This window comes from Flexivirga meconopsidis, assembly GCF_026162425.1.
GTDB lineage: Bacteria > Actinomycetota > Actinomycetes > Actinomycetales > Dermatophilaceae > Flexivirga > Flexivirga meconopsidis.
In genome coordinates, this window is sequence record NZ_JAOBQJ010000001.1 from 48,464 (window position 1) to 70,444 (window position 21,981).

Annotated in this window: 19 protein-coding genes and 1 riboswitch; of the genes, 10 read left to right on the top strand and 9 right to left on the bottom strand. The window is 69.2% G+C overall.

Annotation, left to right across the window (positions count from 1 at the left end):
* Positions 1–2: 2 nt before the first annotated feature.
* Genes recD through recC form a run of 3 tightly spaced genes read right to left on the bottom strand, consistent with a single transcriptional unit; the run spans position 3 to position 8,550 of the window.
* Complete coding sequence (recD, locus tag N2M23_RS00260) at positions 3–1,799, bottom strand: exodeoxyribonuclease V subunit alpha (RefSeq protein WP_265442461.1); 1,797 nt, start codon at positions 1,797–1,799, stop codon at positions 3–5.
* Positions 1,796–5,164, bottom strand: a complete 3,369-nt coding sequence (locus N2M23_RS00265; protein ID WP_265442462.1) for a UvrD-helicase domain-containing protein — start codon at positions 5,162–5,164, stop codon at positions 1,796–1,798. The genes recD and N2M23_RS00265 overlap by 4 nt, the downstream gene beginning before the upstream one ends.
* The gene (gene recC / locus N2M23_RS00270) at positions 5,161–8,550 is read right to left on the bottom strand and encodes an exodeoxyribonuclease V subunit gamma (RefSeq protein WP_265442463.1); all 3,390 of its coding nucleotides are present in this window, start codon (positions 8,548–8,550) and stop codon (positions 5,161–5,163) included. The genes N2M23_RS00265 and recC overlap by 4 nt, the downstream gene beginning before the upstream one ends.
* Positions 8,551–8,675: 125 nt before the next feature.
* On the opposite strand from recC, the gene N2M23_RS00275 reads away from it, so the two are divergent.
* Positions 8,676–9,032, top strand: a complete 357-nt coding sequence (locus tag N2M23_RS00275; protein WP_265442464.1) for an antitoxin — start codon at positions 8,676–8,678, stop codon at positions 9,030–9,032.
* Between the two features lie 372 nt (positions 9,033–9,404).
* On the opposite strand, the gene pgfA is transcribed toward N2M23_RS00275, so the two are convergent.
* Together pgfA and N2M23_RS00285 are read right to left on the bottom strand one after the other, a co-directional pair.
* The gene (gene pgfA / locus N2M23_RS00280) at positions 9,405–10,409 is read right to left on the bottom strand and encodes a cell envelope lipid trafficking protein PgfA (protein ID WP_265442465.1); all 1,005 of its coding nucleotides are present in this window, start codon (positions 10,407–10,409) and stop codon (positions 9,405–9,407) included.
* 47 nt (positions 10,410–10,456) lie between these two features.
* Positions 10,457–11,416, bottom strand: a complete 960-nt coding sequence (locus tag N2M23_RS00285) for an alpha/beta hydrolase (RefSeq protein ID WP_265442466.1) — start codon at positions 11,414–11,416, stop codon at positions 10,457–10,459.
* A gap of 93 nt (positions 11,417–11,509) precedes the next feature.
* Here N2M23_RS00285 and N2M23_RS00290 point away from each other — a divergent pair, with 93 nt between their 5' ends.
* The 3 genes from N2M23_RS00290 (at position 11,510) to N2M23_RS00300 (ending at position 15,181) form a co-directional block, all read left to right on the top strand.
* The gene (locus N2M23_RS00290) at positions 11,510–12,088 is read left to right on the top strand and encodes a TetR family transcriptional regulator (protein ID WP_265442467.1); all 579 of its coding nucleotides are present in this window, start codon (positions 11,510–11,512) and stop codon (positions 12,086–12,088) included.
* 68 nt (positions 12,089–12,156) lie between these two features.
* The gene (locus tag N2M23_RS00295; RefSeq protein ID WP_265442468.1) at positions 12,157–14,169 is read left to right on the top strand and encodes an ATP-dependent helicase; all 2,013 of its coding nucleotides are present in this window, start codon (positions 12,157–12,159) and stop codon (positions 14,167–14,169) included.
* Between the two features lie 343 nt (positions 14,170–14,512).
* Positions 14,513–15,181 carry a hypothetical protein gene (locus tag N2M23_RS00300; RefSeq protein ID WP_265442469.1) on the top strand — a complete coding sequence of 223 codons (669 nt, stop codon included), beginning with the start codon at positions 14,513–14,515 and terminating at the stop codon, positions 15,179–15,181.
* Here N2M23_RS00300 and N2M23_RS00305 read toward each other — a convergent pair.
* Both N2M23_RS00305 and N2M23_RS00310 read right to left on the bottom strand, forming a co-directional pair.
* Positions 15,144–15,611: a hypothetical protein gene (locus tag N2M23_RS00305; protein WP_265442470.1), complete on the bottom strand. Its 468-nt coding sequence runs from the start codon at positions 15,609–15,611 to the stop codon at positions 15,144–15,146. The genes N2M23_RS00300 and N2M23_RS00305 overlap by 38 nt on opposite strands.
* Positions 15,538–16,224, bottom strand: coding sequence for a hypothetical protein (locus N2M23_RS00310; protein WP_265442471.1), 687 nt, complete (start codon positions 16,222–16,224; stop codon positions 15,538–15,540). The genes N2M23_RS00305 and N2M23_RS00310 overlap by 74 nt, the downstream gene beginning before the upstream one ends.
* Positions 16,225–16,291: 67 nt before the next feature.
* Between N2M23_RS00310 and N2M23_RS00315 the strand changes: the two genes are divergently transcribed.
* From N2M23_RS00315 to N2M23_RS00340, 6 genes are all read left to right on the top strand, one after another.
* Positions 16,292–16,777: a MarR family winged helix-turn-helix transcriptional regulator gene (locus tag N2M23_RS00315; RefSeq protein WP_265442472.1), complete on the top strand. Its 486-nt coding sequence runs from the start codon at positions 16,292–16,294 to the stop codon at positions 16,775–16,777.
* Between the two features lie 17 nt (positions 16,778–16,794).
* A riboswitch (cobalamin riboswitch) is annotated at positions 16,795–16,971 on the top strand.
* 40 nt (positions 16,972–17,011) lie between these two features.
* Entirely contained in the window at positions 17,012–18,013 is a 1,002-nt protein-coding gene (locus N2M23_RS00320; protein WP_265442473.1) for an ABC transporter substrate-binding protein, read from the top strand.
* On the top strand, positions 18,010–19,071 hold the full coding sequence (locus N2M23_RS00325) for a FecCD family ABC transporter permease (protein WP_265442474.1): 1,062 nt from the start codon (positions 18,010–18,012) through the stop codon (positions 19,069–19,071). Before N2M23_RS00320 ends, N2M23_RS00325 begins: the two co-directional genes overlap by 4 nt.
* The gene (locus tag N2M23_RS00330) at positions 19,068–19,835 is read left to right on the top strand and encodes an ABC transporter ATP-binding protein (RefSeq protein ID WP_265442475.1); all 768 of its coding nucleotides are present in this window, start codon (positions 19,068–19,070) and stop codon (positions 19,833–19,835) included. The genes N2M23_RS00325 and N2M23_RS00330 overlap by 4 nt, the downstream gene beginning before the upstream one ends.
* Positions 19,832–20,491 (top strand): (2Fe-2S) ferredoxin domain-containing protein, encoded by a 660-nt coding sequence (locus N2M23_RS00335; RefSeq protein ID WP_265442476.1) that lies wholly within the window; start codon positions 19,832–19,834, stop codon positions 20,489–20,491. Before N2M23_RS00330 ends, N2M23_RS00335 begins: the two co-directional genes overlap by 4 nt.
* Positions 20,492–20,692: 201 nt before the next feature.
* Positions 20,693–20,857 (top strand): hypothetical protein, encoded by a 165-nt coding sequence (locus N2M23_RS00340; RefSeq protein ID WP_265442477.1) that lies wholly within the window; start codon positions 20,693–20,695, stop codon positions 20,855–20,857.
* A gap of 113 nt (positions 20,858–20,970) precedes the next feature.
* Here the strand turns inward: N2M23_RS00340 and N2M23_RS00345 are convergent, their stop codons facing one another.
* Together N2M23_RS00345 and N2M23_RS00350 are read right to left on the bottom strand one after the other, a co-directional pair.
* On the bottom strand, positions 20,971–21,468 hold the full coding sequence (locus N2M23_RS00345) for a GNAT family N-acetyltransferase (protein WP_265442478.1): 498 nt from the start codon (positions 21,466–21,468) through the stop codon (positions 20,971–20,973).
* The gene (locus N2M23_RS00350; RefSeq protein WP_265442479.1) at positions 21,465–21,977 is read right to left on the bottom strand and encodes a putative immunity protein; all 513 of its coding nucleotides are present in this window, start codon (positions 21,975–21,977) and stop codon (positions 21,465–21,467) included. The genes N2M23_RS00345 and N2M23_RS00350 overlap by 4 nt, the downstream gene beginning before the upstream one ends.
* Between the last annotated feature and the right edge of the window lie 4 nt (positions 21,978–21,981).

Genomic DNA, 21,981 nt, shown 5'->3' on the forward strand with positions numbered 1-21,981 from the left:
CGCTAGAGAGCCTGCAATCGCTCCCGCAGTCCGCTCGCTCGCCGGATGCGGTTGCCGACCGCGGTGCGGATCGCCTGCTCGCTGCCAACAACAGTGACCCGACTACCGGCACGGGTGACTGCTGTGTAGAGCAATTCCCGCACCAACATGGGTGATTCGTCATCGGGCAGCAGGACCGTGACCTCGGGTGCCTCGCTCCCCTGGCTCTTGTGGACGGTCATCGCGTGCATGGTCTCGACGTCGGAGAGCCGTCCGGCGCCGAGCTGCAGCACTCCTGCGGCGGTGACCATCGCCGCGGTCGGCACACCGTTCTCACCTGCCACGACGAGACCACTGTCGCCGTTGAGCAGACCGAGTCCATAATCGTTGCGCGTGACCAGGAGCGGGCGACCGACATACATCGGATCCCAGAGCGGGTCGCCGATCGCCTCCGAAAGCCATTGATCGACAAGGCGATTCCACCCGACGACCCCGCGCGGTCCGGTGCGTCGCGCACACAGCAGCCGGTGTTCGGCGAGGGCCGCCAACCCTGCGGTCACCTCTCCGTCGACCGCCAGCCGGCGCAGTCGCAGGGCCCGCTCGACGAGCCGCGGCCGCAGCACCTCGGCCGGGTCGCCGTCCTCTATCCAGTCGACCGATGAGCCGCCATCGCGCAGCAGCTCGACGACCCGGTCGGCGTCACCGTCCCGCACCGCGGCGGCGACGGCACCGATCGCCTCGTCAAATCGACGCGAGACGAGCAGCCGGGCAACCGTGTCCGGCGCGACCTGCCGGTAACCATCGACCAGATCGGCGAGCACTGCCCCGGCGTCGACCGACGCCAGCTGGTCGGGGTCTCCCACCAGCACCAGCCGCGCCTGCGGGCGGACCGCGTCGAGCAGGCGGGCCATCATCGTCAGGTCGACCATGGATGTCTCGTCCACCACGATCACGTCGTGCGGCAGACGGTTATCCGCGCCGTGCCGAAACTTGTTGCGTTGTCGCGGATTCCAGCCCAGCAGCCGATGCAGGGTCGACGCTTCCAAACCGCCGACCCGGGCCTGGTCGGCCGCGCCGAAGACGGTGGAGGCGCTCGCGATGGACTCCTGCAGGCGGGCTGCCGCCTTGCCGGTCGGCGCGGCGAGTCCGACGCGCAGGCGTCCGGACCCACCGAGGGCCTCGTGTTGCTCGGCCAGCAACGCGAGCAGCCCGGCGACGGTCGTGGTCTTGCCGGTGCCCGGTCCACCGGTCAGCACGGTGGTCCACTGCCGGACGGCACGACCCGCGGCGCTCGACTGCTCCGCCCAGCCGTCGGCCGGGAAGAGCCTGCGCAGGCCCTCGGCCAGCACGTCCTCGACCACCCGCGGTGCCGTCGCGCGCGACCGGTCGATCAGTGTCTGAGCGACCTGCACCTCCTGCCGTCGGTAGCGATCGAGATAGACCAGGTCATGTTCGACCACCAGCACGCCGGCCGCCGCCAACGCACTGCGCGACACCGCGTCCCGCCACCCGTCGGCATCGGCCGGCCACTCCGGCAACGAAGGTGCGGGCAGTTCGGTCTCCTCGCCGGCGCGACGCACCTCGTCCGGTATGCCGACGGCCTCGCCGAGATCGAGACACGTGGAGCCCTTGCGCACGGCGCGCACGGCGAGCGCCAGCGCCAGCAGGGGAAGCCAATCCTGCTCCCCTGCAAGGACTCCCAACCGAGTTGCCACGTGAATGTCGGCGGCTTCGAGCACGCCCGCGTCGCGCGCCGGACCGAATGCCGGGTCCGCCCGCCGGGCGACCTTGGCGTCATACGCAGACGGGTGCGCGGTCATCGCTCCTGCTCCTTCCGGCCATCGACCCGGCCGTCGAGCAGGTCCGAGATCTCGAGCACGAGAGCAACCGGCGGCTGCCAGGAGAAGACACCGGTCGGCTGACCGTCGATCATCGGGGTCGCCTCCCCCGCCATACCGCGCAGGTAGAGGTAGAGCACCCCGCCGAGATGGCGTCCGGGTGCGTAGTCGGGCAGTCGCCACCGCAGATAGCGGTGCAGCACCACGGCATACAAGAGCGCCTGGAGGGGATAGTCCGAGTGCCCCATCGCGGCGGCCAGCTGGTCGGGACCATACGCACCGAGCAGCAACGGCTGGTCGGCCGCGCCCAGCCAGTTGGTCTTGTAGTCGGCGACCAGATAGCGATCGCCCACCCGCAGCACGACGTCGATCGAACCGGTCAGATAGCCGCGCAGCACCTGTCCGCCGACGACCTCGTGGTCGAGCAGATCTGCGTAGGGCAGCAGCGGGTCGCCCGCCGGGAGGTGACGACGCAGGATGGCTGCCAGCTCGCCGAGAGTGACTCGTTCGGCAACCCGATCCCGGTCGTCACCGCCCACCAGTGGGATCTCGAAGTCCAACTCTGCCAACCGGTTTCGGCCGATCATGCGCAGGTTTTGTCCCGCGGCGAGGGGACCGAGCGGAGTGTCGTAGACCGGCAGGATCGCGTCTACCAGCGCGGCCGGCTCGAGGTCGACCGGCCAACGCAACAGCTCTTCGCGTACCCGCGCGGCCACCTCGGCGCGCAGGTCGGTCGCCTCGGGGTCGGCGAGCTCGAGCACGGCGTGCACCAACGACCCGAACGTCGCCCCGACCGGCAGATCCGCCATCGGGGATGGCAGGTGGGTGCCCGGGGCGGACCGGTCGATCCGGTCCGGCAGGACGATCTCGGGCTCGTCCGCCTTGACCTGGACTTCCGGCTCGCTGCTCACCCCGTCGACCAGCGGGATGTCCTCGATCGCCCGGCTCAGTGCGCTGTATGACGTGCGTCGCCATTCGGCGTCGATCGTGCGGGTGAAGTCGCGCACGGCCAGTTCGACCTCGACGGCGGGCATCCGGACCCGCTCCTGCACCAGGTCGTCCGCCAACTCCCACCGCGGGCCGCCGGCGACCGCCCAGGCGTCGAGCACCTGCCGCATCCGCGTGCTGTCGGGCAGTGCCACCACGTCGTTGATGCGGCCGTCCGGATCTTGGTCTCCCGGTTGGCGATCGAGCAGCAGCCGGTGCAGCGCGGACGCGGTGACCGTCGATCCGCGCGGCCACCAGACGACGACCTGTGACTTGGCGCGGGTCACCGCGACGTAGAACAAGCGCAATGACTCCCCGGCGTCTTCCGCACGGGCCAGCGACTCCAGCCGGCCGTCCTCACCGCCGACGTCCAGCGACCGGATCGGCGGCTCACCGGTCTGGTGCAGCAGCGGGACGCTCAGCTTGCGCGGCACGCTGCGGTCACCGGCGAACGGCAGGTAGACCACGGGATACTCCAGGCCCTTGCTGCCGTGGATGGTGGACAACTGCACCGCCTGCGCGTCGCTGTCGAGCCGGCGAGCGCGGGCGTCTCCGCTGGCCGGCCGGTCATGCTGCGACTGTTCGTGCAGCCAGCCGATCAGGGCGGGCAGCCCGCGGGCGCCGTCCAGCCCAGCGGCGTGTAGTGACTCGGCGATGTGTCGCAGGTCGGTGAGTTCGCGCTCCCCGCCGACGAGGCGCAATACCCGCGCCGGCAGCCCTCGCGCACCCGCTGCCTCGAAAACAGCTGCTATGCCTCGCTTTCCGTAGATCGCTGCCCACACTCGCAGAGTGGCGGCGATTTCGTCGGTCAACCGCTCCCCACCTTCGTCGAGCTCGGCCGCCCGAACCCCGAAGAACGGCGTCAGTGCTGCGGCACGCACCAGATTGGATCGGTGCGGCTGATCCATCGCCTCCAGCAGGGTGCGCCACGCGCGCGCGGCAGGCGTGTGGAAGACACTGCCCGCGCCACTGACGACAGCCGGGATGCCGACCGTCCGGAGTTCGTCCTGGACCATCGCCAGCTGCGCGTTGGTGGCGGCGAGGACCGCGATGTCGTTCGGGCGGATCGGGCGCGGTCCGGCGTCATCGTCATACGTGGCACCAGAACTCAGCAGCCGGGCGATGTCCCGGGCCGCGTCGCGCGCCAGGAACGGCCGCAGCGCATCGACCAGCACGGTGTCACCGTCGCGACTGAGGCCGGTGCCGACCTGGGCGGTGTCGACGACCCGCAGCCGGATCGGGTGCGCGACCGGCGCGCCGGACAGTCGGCTGTCGGCACGGTGGGCCTGCACGTCGTGCACCCGGATCTGCGGGTCACCAAGGGCGCTACCGCCGAGCAGGACGCCGACCGCCTCGACCAACGGCCGGTCGGAGCGCCAGTTGGTGGCGAGCGTATGGCGAACCCCGGCGCTGCCTGCCGCCTGGAGGTAGGTGACGACGTCGCCGCCACGGAAGGCGTAGATCGCCTGCTTCGGATCGCCGATCAGCACCATCGTGGCGTGGCCGTTGAACGCCAGGTCGAAGACCTCCCACTGGACCGGGTCGGTGTCCTGGAACTCGTCAATGAGCACGACCTTCCACTGGCGGCGCATCCGCTCGCGCGCCGGCGCGTCCTCGGCGCGCAGCGCACCGGCCAGGCCGGTCAACAGGTCGTCATAGCTGAGCAGGCCCAGTCGCCTCTTACGACGCGCCATCTCGGCGCGCACCGCGGACGCGAAACCGACGCGGCGGGCGGCGACAGTGCCTGGGTCGGCGTCGGTGGGCAGTAACGCGGCCTCCGGGTCGCCGACGACCGTGCGAGCGATGTGCAGCGCCTCCCGATAGCTGAATTCGGGCGTGCCAGCCTGCCCGGCGAAACCGCGGACGTAGAGGTCGTCGACGACCTCGACCAGCAGATCGTCCAGGTCGTCGACCAACTGGGCGTCGGCGTCGGTGTCACCGGCCACGCCGAGGCCGTCCAACACCCGCTGGCAGAACTGGTGGATCGTCGCGATGGTCGCTTCGTCGAACGACGCCAGTGCCTGCCGGAGTCGCCCGGCGCGAGCACGCTGCTCCTCCGGCGTCGTGTCGAGCAGCAGGCGGATGAGCGGGTCGTCGCCGGCCTGTGCCGGGTCGTCGAGCGCGGTCCAGGCCGCGACGAGCTGCTCGCGCACCCGCTCCCTGAGCTCCTGGGAAGCAGCCCGGCCGAAGGTGACCACGAGCAGCTCGTCGAGGGTGTGCACCCCCTCGGCGACGTACCGGGTCACCAGCGCCGCGATCGTCCACGTCTTGCCGGTGCCGGCGCTCGCCTCGAGCACGGTGGTGCCGGTCGGCAGCGGTCCGCGGATGTCGAAGGCCGTCTCCACCGAGTGATTCGTCATGTCACCACCCGCTGGGCCTCCAGTGGCGGACTCCACACGCGCAGGGCGTACTGGCCGAGACGGCTGGTCGCGGCGTTCCACGCCTCCTCGGGCAACGGCCGCTCGGCCTGCAACGCCGCGAAGTCGATCACCCCGCCCCGGATCAGCACCTGGGCCTCGTCCTCCTGCTCGCCGGCGATGCGCCGGTCACCGAATCCGGAGGATTCCCAGTCGCGTCGGGCAGCGCTGGCTGCGGTGACGGTCTTGTCCGGGGAGCGCCGCAGCTTTTCGGCGTAGGCGAGGGAGGTCCGCAGCGGCAACGGAATCGGCGTGCGCATGCCCCGGTCATAAACGTCGACCAGCTGCATGAGGATCGTCATCGCCGCCTGCTGATCGAGTGGCCCGGCGAGGTAGCCGCCGGGCACCTTCGGACGGTAGGAGGGCTTGACGAAACCTGCGGTCGCCGCCTGCCACGGCCGATCAGGCACTGCGGCCGCGAGCGTCACGAGCTGGATCCAGGACGCCAGTCGCTGCTTGGCGCGCAGCGTTGAATAAGTCACTGCGACAACGCGATCGCCGTGCAGATCGGTGATCGTGCCGGTCAATCGGCGCCCGTCGGGCAGCAGCAAATCGACGTCGAGACTGGTCGCGTCCTGCTGCAGCAACGGCAGGGCCTTCTCCCGCACCTGCCGCACACTGTCGATGACCTCGGAGACGATGCCGCGGCCCAGCTCTCCAGGAGGTATGGCGCCACGCAGTTGCTCCATGCGCGCGACCGCGTCGGGGGTGGCACCGGCCAGCGACTCGCGCAGGGCACGATCGCCGATCTGCCACTTGCCGAGTCCGTCGAGCTCGATCGGCATTGCGTCGCCGGGTTCGTCCTGCTCGAACGGCAGCGCGACATCGAGCCGGCGACGCACGAAATGCCGTGCTGGGTCGGCGAAGAAGCCGAGCAGGTCGGCGAGCTCGAGCTGATCACCGGGCACCTTCGGCAGCTGCGCGGTCAGCAGCGGCCCCCGCTCGGTGCGCTCACCACGTGCGGCGCGGGCACCCGCGAGTGCATGCCGGTCGAAACTGAACGCGTGCGGTGATCCGAGGGCACCGGGTGTCAGATTGCGGGGATCGAAGGGCTGCAACGGATGCCGCGTCACCACTGCGCGGTCCGCCGGGAAGGTGGCGGTCGCGCGCACCGCGTCGATGAGCTCGCCCAGTGGCGCCGCAGGCGGTTTGGGTGCGCCGGTGTGCTCACCGGCGCCGGAGTAGGTGACCACGAGGTGGTCCTGCGCCGCCAGCACCGCGTCGAGCAGCAGCTGCCGGTCCTCACTGCGCACGTCTCGCTCGCCGGTCAGTGGCCGCCGGGCCAGCACATCGTCGCCGTCGACCGCGCCGAGCCGTGGAAACGCGCCGTCGTCCAGCCCCACCAGTGCGATCACCCGGTGCGGCACGGACCGCATCGGCATCATCGTGCACACCGTGAGGGTGCCGGTGCGGAAGTTGGACCGGGTCGCCCGGCTGCGCAGCTGAGTCCGCAGCAGGTGCCGGATGTCGCTCAGCCGCAGCGTCGCGTCGGCAGCGGCGAGCTCTTGCACCGTTGCCAGCTCGCCCTCGAACTGCGCTTGTTGCCAGGCATTTTCGCGGCTCACCTCGGCGAGCGCAGTGACACCCTCGACCAGGGCCGTGGTCCACTCGCGCACCGTGCTGGCGGCGTCGAGGGCAGCGACGCACGCAGCGAGTCGGTCGATGAGCTCGGCGAATCTGCCGACCAGGTCGATGTCGCCACTCGCGACGTCGTCAAGAGGCAGCGTGTCACCGGGTGTCGTGCCGTGCTCGGAGTCGGTCGTCACACCGAGCAGCATCCGGTCCAGCCCGAACCGCCAAGTGTTCTGCGCGACGTGCTGCAACGCGAAACGGGATCGGTGGTCGGCGTCCAGGCCCCAGCGGATCTCGGCCTCCTGCACCCAGGTGGCGATGCGCTCCAACTCGTCGTCGTCGAATCGGAAGCGCCGTCGCACCGGCTCGACCGCGATCAGCGATCGCACCTCACTCGCGGTCACCCGGCCGGAGGTGAAATCGACCAGCGCAGTGGCGATTTCGAGTAGCGAGTTGGTTGCGGCCGGGGCCCGGTCGGCGAGCTTGACCCGCAGCTGGTGCGCCGGGTGCCCCGCGCCCGGCCCACCGTCACCGGCGGCGGCGAGACCGAAAGCCGCCTGGAACAGCGGGGTGTATGCCTCGACGTCGGGGCACATGACGAGGATGTCCCGAGGTTCGAGCGTCGCATCATCCTGCAGCAGTCCGGTGAGCACCTCGCGCAGCACCTCGACCTGACGCGCCGGGCCGTGGCATGCGTGCACCTGGACCGAGCGGTCGTCGGGCGAGACCGCGCGCGCGGCACGCTCGGCGGCATCCGGCGCGCGGTTGCCCCGCAGGTCGGTCTGCAGCCGCTGCAGGACCGTCGTCGGAGCCGATGGGTCCGCACTCGCCGTCGTCACGTCCTCGGCGTCCGGCAGCGTGCGCTGCAACTCACGAGCGTCGCGCCCGAGCGACGCCAGCAAAGGGTGCCGGGCAAGCGCCGCGCTTCGGTCGTCGGCCCGCGGTATGACGCCTCGCGCGCCCGCCTCGTGCAGACGAGCCCAAAGCACCGCGGACGGCTGCGGCAACCACAGGTGCACGTCACGCTGCTCACCCAGGGCGGCCAAGATCTCCAGCTCGCTTGCGGGCAACCGGGTGTGCCCGAACATCGAGAGGCGGGAAGGGAGTTCACCTCTCGGCGTCGGATCCTGTCCCGACCGCAGGGTGACCAAGGCGGCGGAGTGCCGCTCGTCCGGGGCAGGTTGGTCGACCTGGTCCAGCAACCGGCACCACAGGTGGGCCTGCCAGCTCAGATCCGGGTCGAGGTCACCCCCACAACCGTCGGTCATCCGGCCGGCCCGCCAGTCGACCAGCAGCGTCGGCCGTTGCGTCGCGTAGGACGCGAAAAGGCCGGCGATCCGGCGCGCCACCGCGTAGCGCCGCCCGGACCGGTGCTCGGCGTCCGGTCCGGCGGAGTGGTGTCCGAGGTGGGCGGCGAGAGTGGCGCACCAGGGCTCGTCGAGACTCGCGTCGATGACCTCCAGCAGCGGCCAGACCAGTCGGTCCGGGTGCCACGGGTCGTCCCGGTCTCGCCCGGTGAGCAAGGCGACCAGCGAGTGCGGGGCGAGGAACCGCACACCGGCGCAGACACCGTCGTCTCGTCCCTGCGAGGTGCCGAGGTGATGCGACAGGCGCTGGGTGAGCCACCGCTCGACACCGCGGGTCGGGACGATCACCAGCTCCTGCTCGAACGGGTCGGGCAGCGGTTGCGCCAGCAGCCGCCCGAGCCCGTCGGCGAGCGGGCCGGTGCGCTCCGCTCGGTGCAGGATGAGGGCCACGGGCCGACCCTATTGCCTGCGTCGGACATGGTTCGGGGGCGGATCCGACACGCCCGAAGAACGGGCACCATTGCGATTCGTCATACGCTGGGTGGTTATAAGCACACCCGGGAAGGAGCCCGATCGTGGCAAACAACGACCAGGTCAAGAAGGCCGGAGACGCCGCCCAGCAGGCCAAGGCGAAGGCCGGGCAACTCGCCCACGACAACCGCGACAAGATCCGTGGCGCACTCGGCAAGCTCGCCTCGACGATCGACAACAAGACGTCGCACAAGTACTCCGACAAGATCAACAAGGCCAAGGACGCCGCGCTCAAGGGCGCCGACAAGCTCGCCGACCAGGCACCAGGCACGCAGACACCTGGCGGTCAGCCGACCGGGGACCAGGCACCCGGCGCGCCGACCGGCCAGACCCCGCCGCAGACCCCGCCGGTGGGCCAGCAACCGCCGGCCGGGCAGACCCCACCCCCGCCCGCTCCCTGATCGAGCGGCGCGCAATCACGACGCGAGGACCACGAATCCGATCCGGATTCGTGGTCCTCGCATTACGTTGCTGGGCACCTCGCACCCCGGTGGTTTTCACCTGTTTGTGAGCTTCACAAACACGCAGAACCCGTCAATCACATCTTGGTTCGTTTTGCAATGAGATGACATCGACACGATCACCGTGGCGAAGATTCGGAATGGACGAGGTCCCGATGACAGATCGACTCAGCCAAGGGAGCGTCGTGCTGTCCGGCAACGCCGACGCCTCGCTCGACCTACGTGCGCATTGACTTGAGCCTTCCGCAATCCATCGAGGCGGTGGACTCGGCCCCTCGGTCTGACAACTGATCACACTGCGCCCGCGAGGCGTCAGGTCCGATCGGCGAACTCGTCGTCGGGCTGCGTGGCCGACTCCTCGTCATCCGGCCCGTTCATCCGGCCGGTGCCGGACGCGGATCCCGGTCGGCGACCGAGCAGCACCGCGAGCGCCGCGCCCCCGATCAGCAGCAGTACGCCGAGAATCCCGAGCACCCACGGCGCGATCTTGAGCGCCTTCAATTGCATTGCCTTGGTTTTGTATTCGTCGACGTTCGCCTTCACCGTGGCGTCGTCCATGATCGTCGCGGTGCGCACCAGCGGCACCGGGTCGTGACCGGGGATGCTCACCGTCTGGGTCTGCCGCTCCTCGACCTTCATGAAGACGCCGGTCTGCGGGTCGGCCCACACGGTGCGCTGATTGGCGTAGGCGCGGTCGGCGTTTTGCGCCGGGCTGTCCTGGCCGAGGCCGAAGAGGAAACCTGGCACCTCGAACTTGGTGTAGACCGTCGGCGGGATGTCGACGACGTACTTGTAGGTCTGCATCCCCTCGATGGACTCGGTCCCGACATACTTCATCCCGATCGCCTTGCCGAGCGTGCCGTCCCAGTAGGGATAGCTGCGGCCCTTCACCAGATCGAACGGGAATTTGATCGTGTAGCCCTGTGTCTGCACCGGTTTGCCGTTGGCGTTCTCGTCCGGGATGCGCACCGGCAGTCCGGTGTGCCGGTCGACCGCGTAGTGGGCCGTCGAGGCGTCCATAGGCGGCGGCTTGCCGTTGTTGTCGGAATACTGCCACTTGTCGAGGACGATGGCGTTGCCGCCGACCCGCTTGCTCTCCTCCTTGTCGACCGCGACCGTGAGCCGGGTGGTCATCGGCGCGGTGCGGTACTTCAGGGTGTCGGCATCGAAGAAGTACGCCTTCGGGTCGGTCAACGACTGACTGGTGTTGATGTCCTTGGGTATGACGGCAAGCTTGTCGTAGGCGTAGAACTTCAGCATCAGCGCCATCGTCAGGAAGAAGGCGCCGAAACCGATCACAACAGCGGACTTACGCACGGGGATTCCTTCGTTCGGAGTGGCGGCGAACCTACCGCAGAGTCAGTTCAACTGAGCACAACCTGGGCGAAGTCGTCGACCGAGTCGACGAGCTCGCGCAGACCGGCGTCTTCCAAGGGGTAGTGCCCGGCTCCGGGCAGTGTCACCTCGTCGACCGCGACCTGGGTGATGCGATCGAGCACCGGCCTGCTCAGCTCGCGCGGCGACCAGCGGTCGTTCTGCGGCTGCGTCAGCAGGATCGGGCAGGCGTCGAACGCGGCCGGCTCAACCGCCGGCTGGTAGTCGAGGTAGCTCGCGAGGAACTTGATGCTGACCCAGTTGCCTGCCGAACTGCGGTCTCGCAGAAAGGTTTTCAACGCGGCGCGGTCGTTGACCAGTGCGGTCATCTTCGAGGCGAGCGTCATCGGGTACTTCATCTTGGCCATCGGCGTCCGCGCCGACATACGCAACATCGGCACTCCCAGCCGAGAGCTGACGATGTCGTGCGCCGTCTCGTCGCGCACCTGCTGGAAGCGCTGGTCGAGGAAGGTCATCCCGACCAGACCGCGCAGCGAATCCGCCGGCGCGGCGGCGGCCACGTGATAGCCGAGCATGCCGCCCGCACTCAGGCCGTAGAAGACGGTCGGTTTGGGATCGCGGGAGTTCTCCGCCTCCAGGAAATCGACCATGAGCTGCACCCAGTCGTCGTATGACGGGGTGCGCCCCTTCGCGACAGTCGTCATGCCGTAGCCCAGGTTGTCGGGGGCGACCACGTCATACCCACGCTCAGCGAGCGGCCGGCCGAGGATGAGCGACATCTGCCGGCCGTTGGTGCCGACGCCATGGTGCAGCACGACGCGCGCCTGCCCGGCCGGGTTGCGGTATCGGTCGAGGTGCACCTGGTGCCCGAACCAGTCCCAGTGCTCCTCCTCCGGCGCCGTTTCGTCGGTCAGCCGCAGCCGTTCGGGGAGGAACTCCTGCTGGTCGCGCCAGGCGCGCTCATCGCGGTAGTAACGGCGTGCGGTCATCGAGAGCTCCAGACTCCAGTTGGTGACGATCAATTCACTCTATGCCATATGTGGCACTGGATGCCATACACCTGTCTGCGACATAATGTGGCGGTGCCCGATCTGAGTCTCAAGGAGCGCAAGCGCATCGCGATCCGACGCGACCTGACCGCGGTCGCGCTCGAGCTCTTCCTGCGCGACGGCTACGAGAACACCACCGTCGACCAGATCGCCGCAGGCGCGGGCATGTCGCGCCGCACGTTCTTTCGCTACTACAACGCCAAGGACGACGTGATCGTCGGCAAGTGGGATCTCATCGGGCTCGACATGATCACCGCGCTCGAAGAACGCCCGCAGGACGAGCCGATCTGGGACTCACTCCGGGGGATGTACGACGTGGTGATCCAGCACTACGCCGACCCGCAGCGGCGTGAACAGTCGCTCGCCGTGGACTCGATCGTCGCCGCGACTCCGGCACTGCGCCACTCCTACCTGGCCCGACGGGACCTCTTCGAAGGCATCGTGACCGACCTGCTCGTCAAGGAGCGGGGCGGAGACTGGCTCGTCGTGCGCGCGGTGGTCGGCGCGGTCACCGCGTGCGTCGAGGCCGCGCGAGACGAGACGCTGCAGACCAAGCCCGCGATGCTCGGCCCGGCGATCGACCGCGCGCTGGCCGCGGTCCGCGACGCCTGAGGCCGAGGCACGACACCGCAGCAGTAATCCTCGACCTGGTGTCGGTGCGCCTCCCTACCCTCGAACGCATGTCTGACAATGACTGGTCCGCCGGCCTCGACGAGCAGCAACGGGTCGCCGTGGAGCACAACAGCTCGCCGCTGGTCGTCGCGGCCGGCGCGGGCACCGGCAAGACCCGCACACTGACCGCGCGGGTCGCCCGGTTGCTGGACGCGGGCGTGCCGCCCGAGCGGGTGCTCCTGCTGACCTTCACCCGCCGGGCGGCTGCGGCGATGACGACACGGGCGGCCGCCGCGTGCGTACGACCCGAGGCCGCCGGACGCATCTGGGGCGGCACCTTTCACGCCGTCGGTCACCGATTGGTGGCCGAGCACGCACCACACCTCGGCCTGGCCGACGTGACCGTGCTCGACCCGGGCGACGTCACTGACCTGCTCGACCTGATCCGGGAGGAGCACGGCCTTGCCGGGACCGGGCAACGGCTGCCGACCTCGCAATCGATCGCCGACATCTATTCGCGGGCGGTCAACACCGCCACACCGGCCCGGCAGCTGATGGCCGAGCAGTTCCCGTGGTGCCTGCCGCACGCCGACGCCATCACCGGCCTGCTGCGCGACTACGGCGCCCGCAAGCGTGCTCGCGGCCTACTGGACTTCGACGACCTGCTGCTCTATTGGCGTGCGCTGCTTGACGATTCGCGCGTCGGCCCGCGCCTTCGCGCGCGCTGGGACTGGGTGCTGGTCGATGAGTACCAGGACGTCAACCAGGTGCAGGTGGACATCGTCCGCGGGCTGCGGCCGGACGGTGACGGACTGACCGTGGTCGGCGATGACGCGCAGGCCGTCTACGGCTTCCGCGGCGCGAGCCCGGAGCACCTGCTCGCACTGCTGGACGAGCTGCCCGATGCGTCGCTGGTGCGGCTGGAGCGCAACTTCCGCTCCACCCAGCCGGTGCTCGACCTGGCCAATGCCGCCCGGCCGGGCCGGTTGCGGCTGCGGCTGACCGCCGACCGCGGCGCGATCGGTGAGCGGCCTCGCGTCATACGGTGCCGGGACGCCGACGACGAAGCACGCCAGGTTGCCGACGCCGTGCTCGCCGCCCACCAGGACGGGTTGGGTCTGCGCGAGCAGGCGGTGCTGATGCGCACCGGCACCCACTCCCACCAACTGGAGATCGAGTTGAAGGTCCGCTCGATCCCGTTCGTCAAGTACGGCGGCATCGGCTATCTCGAAACCGCCCACGTGCGAGACCTACTCGCCGCCTTTCGGCTCGCGCTCAACCCCGCCGACGAGGTCTCGTGGTATCGCCTGCTGACCAGGCACCGAGCGATCGGCAAGGCCGGCGCACGCACCCTGGCGGGCATCCTGTCCGGCACCGATGAGGGTAGGTATGACCAAGCGCTGCGCGCCGCCTCCGACAAGGCCCGCCCGGGGTTGTCCAAGACGCTGCAGCAGTTGCGGACCGCGCAGTCTGCCGACGAGTCGGCGGCGGTGGTCGAGGCGTGTCACGCAGCGGTGCTGCCGTTGCTGCGGGTGCACTACGCCGACTGGTCCCGGCGGTCCGCCGACATCGAGCGACTGGTCGAATCTGCTGCGGGCGGCAGCGATTTGCGCGCCTTCATCGCCGACGCGACGATCGACCCGGCCAACGTCGCAAGCGACTGGGCGAAGCAGCCACACCTCGACGAGGACTACCTGACCCTGTCGACGATCCACTCCGCAAAGGGGCTCGAGTGGACGACGGTGCATCTGATCCGGGCGTCCGACGGCGCCATCCCGTCGGATATGGCGCTCACCTCCGACGCGGGCCTCGCCGAGGAGGAGCGACTGTTCTACGTCGCGGTCACCCGCGCCCGCGACGACCTGCGCGTCTACTCGCCGAGCCGGCTGCCCACCCATCCGACGAGCTTCCACGCCCGGCACGTGCTGGCGAGACCCAGCCGCTTCCTGACCCCGGAGGTGCTGGCGGCCGCCGACCGGGTCGACGTGACGCGCCCCGCGTCGCCGGTCGACATCGACTGTGCCGCCGGCAGCTCCCCCACCCCGGTCACCGTGCCGTCGATGGACGAGCTGTTCGGCTGACCGGCGCGACCCGGGCCAGGTCCGACGCCCACGCCCGCAACTCACCGAGGCGCGCAACTCACCGAGGCGCACAACTCACCGAAAAGGTGGCTGACGCGCCGAGAACACGCCCGACTGCGGCGCGTCGCACACCTATTCGGTGAGTTTTGTGCCGCCACGAGGCGTGCGGTGGACCGCCATGTCGCGCTGACCCGTGCCACGCCGCGACTGGTGATCCTGCACAAGGGAGCTAGCTCCACCTCAACGCCGCCGGAAGCCACGACCTGAGCCCACTGTGCCGGACACAGCTGGCTCATAGCCTCAATCACGTTGCACATCAACACGATTGAGCGGAGTCACCCTCATGGCAACCCACCGGAATGTCGGCATGTTCGGCCTGATCGCGAGTGCGTTGATCGTGCTCCAGGTCCCCCTCTATTTCCTGTATGACGGCGCCCCGCCCGATGCCAACATCCTCACGCGGAGCCTGATCGGCGTCGTCGGGTGCACGTTCTACATCGTCTTCTTCACCGGCCTGCGCAGCTGGATCGTGCAGCACCAGCCGGCGCTCGACTGGCCGGCTGGGGTCATGCAATTGGCCGGACTGGCTTGGGCCGTGGTGGTTTTCGTGCCGCAGTCCATGGAGGTCGGCGCGGCCATCACGACGAGTCGCGATATCGACACCACGACGGAGGGACCGTATGCGCCGGCCCAATATCTGCTGCAGGGCGGAGTGTCCCGGCTACTGATGGCCGCGTTCCTGCTGGCCTTCGCGGTCGTGATCTCGCGGTCGGACCTGCTGCCGCGGTGGGTCGGACGGTCGGCCGTCGTCCTTGCCATCGCCAATCTCGCGTTCCTGCCGGCGGTCTACTTCGGCGACGACGCCGCCAACTTCTACAGCGCGCAGGGTTGGGGCACCACAGCGACCATGGGCCTGGTGTGGAGCCTCTGGACCCTGGTGGTCAGCATCGCGATGGTGCGCGGGCGGGCCGCGGTCAGGCCAGGAAGTCGATCCGTGCTTGCCGGTCGTTGATGGTGAACGTGTCGCCGGCCCGCTTGCCGTCGATCTCGGCATACACCGGCGAGTCCTGCGAAATGCCTTCGTAGCTCACGCCGTTCGCGTCGAAGGAGTCGGTGACGACACCGACCACGTAGCGGTCGCCGCCGAAACCGACGATGGCACCGGGCCGCACGACGTCGGTCGCCGACATGTCCAGACCTTCGGCGGTCGAGACGTCCGAGCGCTCGGTGTCGGTTACCTGCTCGAACAACGCGTTCTTGTCGCCCGCCTCGTCCAGTTGCGCGGTGTCATCCACCGAGTGCGAGTCGTCCGGGTCGACCTGAGCAGTGCGCTGCTCGGTGGACGCCGCGGTTTGCGAGGCATCGAGCTCACCCTTCAGGTGTCGCACGAGCGCGTCCTTGACCCGCTGCTTCGCCGCTGCGTCCATCGTCGTGTCGGACATGTCGACTCCTCGTCTTGTCGTTGCCGCCCTCAGTCTGCCGCACCGATCCGGCCGCCGGGGTCGCGGACAGCACGAGGGCTGCACCGATCAGGAACGGCATGCCATAGCGCACCACCGTCGCGTGCTCGGGGCCGAGCACCAGTGCCGCGGTGTAGACGAAGAACAGCCCCGCGGTCGCCTTACCCACCAGGCGGCGGCGCCGGCCACTCGCAAGAAGGACCGCGAGCACCACCTCCGCCGCGGTCGCCCCGACGGCAGCCGTCTGCACCAACACCGGACTCGGGTGATGCAGGAGCACGGCGGTGTAGTCGGTGAACTGTGTCCAATTGCCCCAGGACACACCGGGTTCGCCCGGACCACCAAAGATGCCGAAGCGGTCGGCCACTGCCGCGGCAAGGTCGACGGCCAGCAGCAGCGCCGTCAGTTTCGCGCTGACCCGGGCCGCGCCCCCACCCGGCCGGGCGGCGATCACGACCGCGAGCGCGAGCAGGACTGCGGTCAGCGCCCAAGTGATGACTCCGGGCATCGGCCATCCGAGTAGACCGGCAACCGGCAGCAGGACGAGGCCCAGCCCCAGCCAGATCCATCCTCCCCAGCGGCGATACCTATCCATCCACTCCATGCCACGCCTCCGATATAGTCAGGTTCCTGACCACTGACGATAGGAGCACTGACGCGAGATGGTCAAGAGCCTTACTAATCCCTTCGCGGATCGCCCGACGCCGCTCGGCACTCTGCTCTCGTTCGCCGGCCGGCGACTCGGTGGCGACCTCGACCGGGCACTACGCGAGGCGGGCTTCCCCGATTTGCGGGCCGCGCACGCTCCGCTCTTCCTGGCGATCGCGCCGGAAGGATCGACCTCGACCGAACTGGCCGCGCGTGCGCATCTGACCAAGCAGTCCGCCGGCGAGTTGGTGCGCTACCTCGCCGACCACGGCTACCTCACGGTGCAACCGTCGCCGACCGACGGGCGGGCGCGGCTGGTGCAGCTGACGGACGCCGGCTGGCGTGCGCTGGAAGTGGGCCGGTCGATCGTCCAGCGGTTCGACGACTGGCTGGACGAGCAGGTCGGTGCGGACGAAGTGCGCCGGTTGCGGGCGACGCTCGACCGCATCATCGACGCCGACTGGGAGTCGGGCGCATCCGCAGGCAGGTCTCGCCGTTAGGATCGGCGGCGTGGGGGCACTCCCCACTCGACACTGGTCGCATCACCGATGCAAGGGAATCCGGTCCAAATCCGGAGCTGACGCGCAGCGGTAGGGGTGACGAGCGTGGCATGACGCCACTGGGTTCCGGCCCGGGAAGGCGCCACGGTCGGCCGAACCCGAGCCCGAAGACCTGCCGGTGTCGGACACACCGGTAGGCCTCGCGTTCGGCCCCTGATGAAAGTGAACCGCGCCATGCGTCCACGTCGAATCCTCCTTGCGGCCGGCCCTGCGGTCGCCACGTCCCTCCTGCTCGGCGCGTGCGCCGATGCACCGTCCGGCGGTATGCCGGCAGCGAGCTCCACCGCGTCGTCGTTCACACCGGTGCAGCTCGACAACTGCGGGTTCAAGGAGACGGTCAGCGCTCCGCCTCAACGACTGGTCACCCTCAACCAGGGCGCCACCGAGGTCGCGCTCGCGCTCGGCCTGCAGGACCGAATGGCGGGCAGTGCCTATCTGGACGACCGGGTCTCCCCGAAGTACGCCGCGGCATACAAGACGGTGCCGGTGTTGTCCGAGGAGTATCCGACGAAGGAGCAATTCGTCGCGGCCAGGCCGGATTTCGCGTATGCCGCGTATGCCAGTGCCTTCGACGCCAAGGCGATCGGCACCCGCGCGGAGTTGGCGGACAAGCGGATCGGCAGTTACCTGAGTCCGTTCGGTTGTCCGAAGGGCACGCCGGCCGCGGAGCCGACGTTTGAGAGTGCGTGGCGTGAAATCACCGATGTAGGAAGCATTTTCGGCGTACCCAACAAGGCGACCGAGCTCGTCAACGGACAGCGCGCCGAACTCGGCAAGATCCGCTCGGCCGCAGCCGGCGAAGGGTTACAGATGCTGTGGTTCGACTCGGGCGAGAAGACGCCGTTCGTCGGCGCCGGCAAGGGCGGGCCGCAACTGGTGATGGACGCGGTGGGTGCGAGCAACGTCTTCTCGGCCCTTCCCGGCGGCTGGGCGGACGGATCCTGGGAGAAGGTCGTCGCCGCCGACCCGGACGTGATCGTGCTCGCCGACGCATCCTGGAGCACTGCGGACGCGAAGAAGAAGCATCTACGCGGCGACCCGGTGCTGCGAAATCTGAAGGCGGTGAAGCAGAACCGGTTCGTCGTGCTCCCCTTCAGCGAGAGCACCCCTGGTGTCCGACTTGTCGACGGCGCGAAGACAGTCTCTGACCAGCTCGCAGCACTACCGGCGAAATGACCTCGCCCGGTCACCGGACGCCTTCGGCGGCGCTCCGGCTCTTGGTCCTTGCCGGCGGTGCGGCGGCAGCGCTGGCAAGCGCGGTGATTGCGTTGGGAACCGGGCCGGTTCACGTGCCGGCCGACCAGGTCATCGAGGTGATCGCCCGCCGGATGCAGCTGGTCGGCGGCACCGGTGTGTCGCCGTTGGACGACGAGATCGTCTGGCAGTTGCGGCTGCCGCGGATCATCGCGGCAATGGCGGTCGGTGCAGCGCTGGCGCAGTGCGGTTGCGTGCTGCAGTCTCTGACTCGCAACGACCTGGCCGACCCCTACCTTTTCGGTGTCTCGAGCGGCGCCGCAGTGGGAGCGGTGGCGGCGTTGATCCTGGGCTGGACTCTGCCAGGCGTCCCGTCGCGATACGGAGTGGCCGGCGCGGCTTTCGTCGGGGCGCTCGTCGCGCTCGTGCTGGTGTTGGCGCTGGCGACCGGCAGGTCGGGGCAGCTGCCACCGGGGCGGACGATCCTGGCCGGCGTCGCCGTCGGTCAATTGTGCAGTGCCGCAACGTCTTTCATCGTCATTGTGCTCGGCCCGAGAGATGGGGCACGGGCAGTGCTGGACTGGACGCTCGGCTCGTTTGCAGGGGTCCGTGGTGGTGACGCAGTCTTCATCGTCGTCCTGCTCGTCGCCGCGATGATCGGTCTCATGCTGTGCGCGCCAACACTGGATGCCTTCGCCTTCGGTGAGGTTTCAGCGCGTGCGCTGGGCATCAACGTGACCACCATCCGCTGGATCTTGTTGGGCGGCACCGCATTGGTGACGGCGGCAACCGTCGCCATCGTCGGACCGATCGGTTTCGTCGGCCTTGTCGTGCCGCACCTGGTGCGATTGGTCACCGGGCCCGGACATCGCATCCTGCTCCCTGCGGCGGCCCTGTGTGGAGCGCTGCTGATGCTCTGGTCTGACACGGCAGCCCGCTCGGCCGGCGGGGGCAGCGAGATCCCGATCGGTGTCGTCACCGCCGCTGTCGGCACCCCTGTGCTCATCGTGCTGCTGCGGCGTCAGGCCGCGCGCTCATGAAGGTCGAGGTGGACCGGATCGGTTGGGACGCAGGCGGTTCGGCGATCGTCGACGACGTCACGGCCACGCTCACGCCGGGGTCGTTCACCGCAGTCGTCGGCCCGAACGGCTCCGGCAAAACCACCTTGCTGCACCTGGTCGCCGGTCTGCGCCGACCGAGCCGCGGCGACATCCGGTATGACGGAAAACCGCTGTCCGACATCCGATCTCGCGATCGGGCACGCAGTGTGGCGTTGTTGGAGCAGCAGCCGGACACTTCGCTCGAGCTGGCCGTCCGGGAGGTGGTCGCCCTTGGACGCATCCCGCATGTCGGCCGATGGCCGGGTGCCCGGGACGCCGACGAGGAGCTTGTGCCCGCCGCCATGCAGGAGACGGACGTCACCCACCTCGCGCACCGCACCTGGTCGACGCTGTCCGGCGGGGAACGGCAGCGCACGCAACTCGCGCGCGCCCTGGCGCAGCAACCGCGCCTGCTCTTGCTGGACGAGCCGACGAACCATCTGGACCTGCATCATCAGTTGTCCTTGCTGGAAACCGTGTCGCGGCAGGGCATTACGACACTCGCGGTGCTACACGACCTCGACCTTGCCGCCGCCTTCTGCCCGCAGATCATCGTCATGTCGCAGGGTCGGGTCGCCGCGGCCGGCGACACCGAAGCGGTGCTGACGGCCGACCTGATCGACGCGGTTTTCGGGGTGCGTGCGAGGGTCGGGCGGACTGACCGGTTGCGGGTCTCGTGGGCACGGAAGGGCGCCGGCCGATGACGGATCAGCGGCTGGTGCTGGTGAGTCTGACCGGGCTCGACGACGATCACCTGGCTGAATTGTTCGCTACCGCAGACGATCTCGGGGCGACCGTCGCCTGCCTGCAAGGTGGCGGCCCGAGTCTCGTCGGTGTGCTGGACACGATCGCGGCCGAGGCGGCGGGCACGTCGGTGCGGCTGGTCGCGGCGGCGCGCACGACCTCCCACACCGGCCGCTCCTGGCTCGGTCGGGTCGCCGGGCACTGGGTGCGCACCCGCGGCTTGCTGCAGGTAGAGGTGGCGGGTGCTCTGGCCCGGGGCTTCGGACTGATCGAGGTGCGGGCTGCGTGTTCGGCGCCGGCGCGTCTGGTGACCGGCGGCGAGGCGCCGCTGGAAAGCCCGGCCTGGGAGGAGGCACCGCCATACCGCCATCACGTGCTGGTGTGCCGTGGCCCGCGCTGCAACGCCAAGGGTGCGGAGGAGACCTCGGCCGCGCTGACCGATGAGCTCACTCGACGCGAGATGGTCGATCGCGACGTCCTGGTGGCGCTCACCGGTTGCCTGTACCCGTGCAACGGTGCTCCGGTGATCGTCTGTCATCCGGGCGATCGGTGGTACCGGCAGGTGACTGCGGACGAAGCACGCCGCATCGTCGAAGACGACCTGCTCGGTGATTGACCCGCGCTGACCGCCGCCTCGACCGGGGTGACCTCGCACAGTGGGCCGGTCGTCGTTGCCGGACTGCAATCTGCGAAAGGTCCCCGGGGAGCCGGAAGTCCGATAGGTTCGAATGAACTTCACGAGGGCCGCTTCGACGTCGGCCGGCGGGGATCTCCGCCATCCGGTTGCCCCTCGTGCTTCAGGGGAAGGAACAATGCAATGTTCTGGTGGATTGTCGCAATTGTCCTGTTCGCCATCGTGGCGGGCGTGTTCGGGCGCACCTGGCGGCAGCGTGCCGACCGTTTTGATGACGACACCCGCAACACGATCAACCAGGCGTCCGCGCACAACCAGCGGATGAACAACCGGATCGGTCCGCTCTGAGCCTTGCCGACGCCGGCCCACCACGAGGGGTCACAGGGTCACGTGATCGACGTCGCAGAAAGCGGCCACGAGTTCCATGACCGCGTCGACGCGGCGTCCGACGTGGCACGGCTTCATTCGCCGGCAAACACCATGACCTGAGTCGGCTGTCCGTGGTCAACGCCCCGCCCGTCTGTCATGACGAACCCGGCTGCCCGCCAGGCCCGCACTGCACGGTCGTTGCCGACCACCGGGTCGACGGTGAGCGGCCGCCAACCCAGCCGGTCGAGCTCGAGCGCGAGCGACCGGACGGCGCGCGGTCCGATACCTCGCCCCTGTGCGTGCGCGGCGATGAAAAGGTCTAGACCGCAGCAACTTTCCGCCTGCCACGCCTGCAGGTAACCGGCCGGGTTGTCACCGTCGATCACCAGGTATGACGCAACCTGCGGAGCTCGGCGACCGGTGTATTTGTCGAGAACCTCGGCGACGGTGAGCGGCGCGCCGCCCCAAAACGCATACACCTCGCGTGCTTGCGTCCAGCCGCTGATCAATGCGGCGTCAGCGTCAGTCGCCAGCCGCAGCGAGAGCGTGTCATCGACCCATACGGCCGCGGGATAGCGGCGGGCGGTCACTCGAAGACCGACCAGCAGAGGTCGTTGCGGACGCGCTGGTCCTCAAGCACGAGCGCACGCACCTCATCGGGCAATTGCGCACGTTGCCAACGGCATTCGGCGATCCCGGCGGCCTCCTGCTCACCCTGCAGGGCAGTGGCGCGCACCGCCTTGATCGCGTATGCCGCAGCACCCAGGTCGTGTTCGGCAACATGCCCGACGGCCCCGGCTTGACCTGCGGCATACGCCGCAAACCGTGGTGCGCCCCGCAGCGGGCGGGCTGCTCCCATGGCGTGTCCGCCGGCGGCCCGTGCTGCCATCATCCCGACCTCACCCCGGGTCCATGCGCGGATGTGCTCGATCGCCGCACGCGGTCGCGGGTCGTCGGGCTGCTCGGATTGGAAGAGCGGCAGCACGTGTTCGGCACAATCGGCTGCCCACAGCGCGAGCAGCCGGTGGTGCTCGTCGGTGAGAGTGCCGCCGCGCCGGATGGTGATCATGCGTGGGTCGCGGACCTTCGGAAGGATCACCTGC